This is a genomic window from Eudoraea sp. (assembly GCF_049665975.1).
In the GTDB taxonomy this organism is placed as follows: Bacteria; Bacteroidota; Bacteroidia; order Flavobacteriales; family Flavobacteriaceae; genus Eudoraea.
Window position 1 is genome coordinate 1 of the sequence record NZ_JBATGR010000251.1, and the last position, 5,324, is coordinate 5,324.

The 5,324-nt window shown below is 35.6% G+C and carries 5 protein-coding genes and 1 pseudogene; 1 reads left to right on the forward strand and 5 read right to left on the reverse strand.

The genetic code is table 11. The features are described from left to right. From WBN20_RS09120 to tsaD, 5 genes are all read right to left on the reverse strand, one after another. On the reverse strand, positions 1–937 hold a 937-nt coding region (locus WBN20_RS09120), incomplete at its 3' end, for a class I SAM-dependent methyltransferase (RefSeq protein ID WP_424281464.1). A gap of 7 nt (positions 938–944) precedes the next feature. Next, complete coding sequence (locus tag WBN20_RS09125; protein WP_424281465.1) at positions 945–2,033, reverse strand: AI-2E family transporter; 1,089 nt, start codon at positions 2,031–2,033, stop codon at positions 945–947. 3 nt (positions 2,034–2,036) lie between these two features. Continuing rightward, complete coding sequence (locus WBN20_RS09130; protein WP_424281466.1) at positions 2,037–2,678, reverse strand: DUF4159 domain-containing protein; 642 nt, start codon at positions 2,676–2,678, stop codon at positions 2,037–2,039. A 157-nt stretch (positions 2,679–2,835) separates the two neighbouring features. Further along, entirely contained in the window at positions 2,836–3,546 is a 711-nt protein-coding gene (locus tag WBN20_RS09135; RefSeq protein ID WP_424272522.1) for a 16S rRNA (uracil(1498)-N(3))-methyltransferase, read from the reverse strand. Positions 3,547–3,657: 111 nt separating this feature from the next. Continuing rightward, positions 3,658–4,683 (reverse strand): tRNA (adenosine(37)-N6)-threonylcarbamoyltransferase complex transferase subunit TsaD, encoded by a 1,026-nt coding sequence (gene tsaD, locus WBN20_RS09140; RefSeq protein WP_424272521.1) that lies wholly within the window; start codon positions 4,681–4,683, stop codon positions 3,658–3,660. Positions 4,684–4,790: 107 nt separating this feature from the next. On the opposite strand from tsaD, the pseudogene WBN20_RS09145 reads away from it, so the two are divergent. Then, positions 4,791–5,324: pseudogene (locus WBN20_RS09145) on the forward strand (translocation/assembly module TamB); the annotation flags it as partial.

Consider the following 5,324-nt stretch of genomic DNA (forward strand, 5'->3'; position numbering starts at 1 on the left):
TGTATAAATGCGTATGCTCGTGTAGCTTTTTTAAATGGAATTCATTTCCGATGGTTTTAAAAGCCCCGGCTTTTAGAATAGCTGCGTTTGGCTCATACAAGAAGTAGAGAGGCTTGGAGAACGAAGATTTACTTATACTTTCAATTGAGCGCTTAAAAGTAAAAACCTCATCCTGTTTATTTTTGATATTGATCGTTTTTATTAAAGGGTCTGGCGGATTGTCGTTCCTAATGATCCATAGCAGCTCCTTAACATCATTATTCACAGCAATTATATGAATCTCCGCAACACTTTTTAATTCTTTGATTCCAATCGTAATATCCAATATGGGGGAGGTCTTTAGGAGAGTAACTTTTGATTTATCCTTCAGGTGATCTAAATATTTCGTAATGTCCGGGGTGCAATCCGATAATTTAAATACTTTGCCTTTAGTTTCATCTCTTCTTGAGGGGTCTATGTATATCCAATCAAATTTCCTATCAGACTTTTTTAAATATTCTATTCCATCAGCATTTATAACTTTAAGACCCTTTGCCTGAAGTATGTTTAAATTATGAGCAGTAATTTCTGATAATTCTCGACTAATTTCACACAGTATGACTTGGGGTATCCTTTGACTAAAAAAATAACTGTCCACACCAAACCCACCGGTAACATCCAAAAGAGATTTACCACTAATTAAACCTGCCTTGTAAATAGCTGTTTTTTCAGATGAAGATTGTTCAATATTTAACTTTGGAGGGTAGTATATTTCTGCAGTTCCAAACCAGGTTGGAAGCTTGTCAACACATTTTTTTTTACTTTCGATCTGTTGTACAAGTTCTTTTGAGGAAATTGCATCAAAACGACTCTTTTGAAGCAAAACTGACATGATGTCAGTATCTAAATTATTATTTATAAAACACTGTACACCAGTTTTTAAGATTTCTTTATTCAAAGTAACACTATAAATTTTTAGTCAAAGACTTTACAACCTTGTTATCGGCAAAAAATTCCTTTAAAATTACTTTTATTACCGTATATCCCGGTACGGCAATAATCATTCCTGTGATACCAAATAGAAGCCCCCCAATGATGATGATAAGGAAAATTTCCAGGGGGTGAGATTTAACACTATTAGAAAAAATAAAGGGTTGTGAGAAAAAATTATCAACCAATTGCCCTATTGTAAAACCAATCATAACATAGATGGTTTTAGGTAAAATCACTGTGCTAAAATCAGCCCCCAAATTACTGGTCATGGTTAACAATACCATTAAAAAAGCACTAATTACAGGTCCCAAATATGGAATCAGATTCAAAAGAGCACAAAGAAACGCAATAACTACAGGATTTTGTATACCAAAAATTAAAAGAACAGCAGTATAAATAACGAATAGTATTGAGATTTGAAGTACCAGTCCTCCAAAATATCTCGATAAAAGTAGTTTTATAGTATGCATTGATTTTTTTAGTCTGGGTTCCTTTTCATCAGGAATCAGGACCATTAAATTCTCTTGCAGCAGTTTGCTGTCCTTAAGGTAAAAGAAGGCAATGAATAGCACGGAGAACAGACCAATACTTAAACTCCCCAAAAGACTAACTATAGAATTTAAAAACTCCGGAATGACACCAAAATTGATTTTAGAAAATATCTTGGATTCACGCAGCTGCATTTTAATATCAACGGCAGTAATTCCAAAATAGTTAGTCACTTCACCGTAAAGATTTTCCAGATTTTTTTGTAATGCATCAATATTTAGTAATGAAAGGTTTTGCCCTTGTTTTATCAACAAGGGTATAAACATCGAAACTATCCCGATAACAATCCCTAAAAAAAGTACCATTGTTAATATCACGGCCAGAGTGTTGTTCATCTTCAACTTTGTTCTCAGGAATACCACAACAGGCCTCCCAATTAGCGAGATAACTACGGCAATGGCGATATAGATCAAAAGTGTACTGATTTTAAAAAAGAAATAACAAATGAGAAGTACCAAAGAAACGACAGCTATGGCTCTCAATATTCCATCAGAAATCATTTTTGAATTCATACTTTAATTTTTAAATGCGTAATGTATAATATTAGCTCCCATCTGCAAGGCTTTTAACCGTACTTGTTCTGAATCGTTGTGCACTTCGGGATCTTCCCATCCATCTCCCAGATCCGACTCATAGGTAAACAATAAAACCAATCTATTTTCATGAAAAATACCCAAAGCCTGAGGTCTTTTGCCATCATGCTCATGAATCTTTGGTAAGCCTTTTGGAAATTCATATTGCGTTGTAAATATTGCATGGTCAGCGCCAATCTCTACGAACTCTTTGTCGGGAAAAACTTTGTTCAGTTCTTTTCGCAAATAGGGCTCCATTCCATAATTATCATCAATATGTACAAATCCCCCGGAAAGAAGGTAGGTTCTTAAATTATCAGCTTCATCCTCCGTAAAGAAAACGTTGCCGTGCCCTGTCATGTGTAGAAAGGGGTACTGAAAAATCTCAGTGCTGCCCACCTCAACAGTTTGAGGTTTTGGCTCTATTTCTGTATCTATATTTTGGTTGCAAAATCTGATAAGGTTCGGCAAGGCTGTTGGATTGGCATACCAGTCGCCACCGCCGTTGTATTTGAGAATTGCGATTTCCTGTGAATTAACATTGAGTAACCACAAAATTGTTAAAAATAGGGGAAGTAATTTCATAGAAAAGAGTCGGATCTTATTAGTCTAAATATACTTAAATCACCATTAAAAAGTTATATTCCAGAAATTTATTATATCTAAATCAATCTAATTATTTAATCTGAAATTTCCGAGATAGTCAAATCTCGATATTTTTTTATCAAAGACTTTTTTAAGTTTATGAACCACTATTTATTAGAGCAACTGCGGTACAAGCAACTATGGCAGCCGTTTCAGTTCTTAAACGGGCTTCACCCAGGGTAATTGGCAAAAAATTGTTTTCGGAAGCCTCTTTTATTTCCTTATGAGAAAAATCTCCTTCAGGACCAATCAATATAGTTATATCCTTGTCGGCAGCTATGCAACGTTTTAGATTCAGTTTTTCTCCCTCCTGGCAATGGGCAATAAATAGCAGTTCCTTATGGTCCTGAGAGAGAAATTCTGTGTATGAAACAGGATTATTTATTTTAGGGAGGTAGGTTCGAAGTGATTGTTTCATGGCTGACTGAACTACTTTTTGCAGCCTTTCCATTTTAAGGATTTTTCGTTCAGAATGATCGCACAGGATTGGGGTGATTTCATGAACGCCGATTTCCGTTGCTTTTTCAAGAAACCATTCATAGCGCTCAGCGCTTTTTGTAGGAGCAACAGCCAGATGTAGTCGGAACATTTTTGGGTGCCTCTTTTGAGTGGAAATTATTGACGCTTTGCATTTATTTATATCTGCAACCAGAATTTTGGCTGTAAATAACACTCCTCTTCCATTGGTGATATGAAGTTCGTCTCCTTCTTTTTTACGCAAGACTTTTACAATATGTTTGCTTTCTTCTTTATTAAAAGAGAACTGATTGGCGCTATTATCAAGTGAGGGATTATAGAATAGTTGCATAATAAAACTGTACAATTAGTTATTTCCTGGTTAATTTAATTCTGAAGAAATTTAATTATATCTGAATTTGTATTGTCTGCTCAAAAAATGTCATTACTAATGGAGAAATAATTAAATTACATATCTCGCCTTTGCAGCAATACGTTCATCGCTAAAGACCCCGTCAATATACTTTAAATAACCAACAATACCAATCATGGCGGCATTATCCGTGCAGTATTCAAATTTTGGAATATATGTTTTCCAGCCATGTTTAACTTCACATTCCTGTAACGCCCTTCTTATTCCGGAATTAGCAGAAACACCACCTGCTATTGCTATTTCCTTTATCCCGGTTTGGGTGGCAGCTTTCTTTAGCTTTTCCATTAAAATAAGAATAATTGTATGTTGAATCGAGGCGCAAATATCATTCAAATTTTGTTCAATAAAATCCGGATTTTTACGAGTTTCTCGTTGAATAAAGTATAAGATACTGGTTTTTAAGCCGCTAAAACTAAAGTTTAAGTCTTTTACTTTTGGTTTTGGAAATGGAAAAGCGTCAGGATTGCCTTTTGCGGCGTACTTATCAACTAATGGTCCGCCAGGATATGGCAAACCAAGAATTTTAGCACTCTTATCAAATGCCTCGCCAACGGCATCATCAAGGGTTTCTCCAAGGATTTCCATGTCAAAATAATTATTGACCAAAACTATCTGAGTGTGTCCGCCACTGATAGTTAAAGCTAAGAATGGAAAGGGGGGTACTTTATTATCTTCTTCTTTTATAAAGTGCGCTAAGATGTGCGCCTGCATATGATTAACCTCGATTAATGGCACTTTGAGACCTAATGAAAGTGATTTGGCAAATGAAGTCCCCACAAGTAAAGAACCTAAAAGTCCAGGTCCACGAGTAAATGCTATGGCTGATACTAGTTTTTTGTCGATATTTGCCTTGGCTAACGCTTGGTGTACTACCGGAACAATATTTTGTTGGTGTGCTCTTGATGCAAGTTCCGGAACAACACCTCCGTATGCCTCATGAATTTTTTGCGTGGCTACCACGTTACTTAGCATCTTGTCATTGTGCATAACAGCAGCCGATGTATCATCACAAGACGATTCTATAGCCAGAATATATATATTTTGTTTATGGTTCATGCTTTGGAACAAAAATTGGTAGTACAAAGGTAAAACATAATAGCCCTATCAAAAAACTGAGAAAAATACTCGTTAGAACGTTTTTAGTCTTCCTGATGACCTGCGTTTTGGGCACTATAATTTTTTCTCTACCGGCCGTTCAGACCAAGCTTGCGCGATATGCCACTAAGACTTTGAACAATGAATTTGGCACAAATATTAATATAGACAGACTTAGAATTTCCCTTATTTCATGGGACACCGCCTTGAAGAATGTTTATGTGGAAGATTACAAGCAGGACACTTTAATTTACATTCGGGAGCTATCCACTTCTATTTTAAGCGTACGAAATCTTATAAAAGGGAAATTGCAATTTGGCGACATAGATATAGAAGGGCTGCTTTTTAATCTAAAAACCTATAAAGGAGAAAATGACAATAACCTCGGTGTTTTTGTTGATAAGTTAGATGACAAAAGGCCCCGTGACCCAAACACACCTCCTTTTTATTTTTCTTCATCAGATGTGCAAATAAAAAATAGTACGTTCCGGTTAACAAATATGAATAAGGAAAAAGTTGAAGTATTAAATTTCAGGAACCTTAACATAGAAGCCAGTGATTTTCAAATTTTAGGACCCGTAGTTACCACCGTTATTGAAAAC

What these genes read in the sequence shown, in the direction of transcription:
- WBN20_RS09135 (WP_424272522.1), bottom strand. Translation starts at nt 3,546, where the DNA reads ATGCAACTATTCTATAATCCCTCACTTGATAATAGCGCCAATCAGTTC.
- tsaD (WP_424272521.1), bottom strand. Translation starts at nt 4,683, where the DNA reads ATGAACCATAAACAAAATATATATATTCTGGCTATAGAATCGTCTTGT.
- WBN20_RS09130 (WP_424281466.1), bottom strand. Translation starts at nt 2,678, where the DNA reads ATGAAATTACTTCCCCTATTTTTAACAATTTTGTGGTTACTCAATGTT.
- WBN20_RS09125 (WP_424281465.1), bottom strand. Translation starts at nt 2,033, where the DNA reads ATGAATTCAAAAATGATTTCTGATGGAATATTGAGAGCCATAGCTGTC.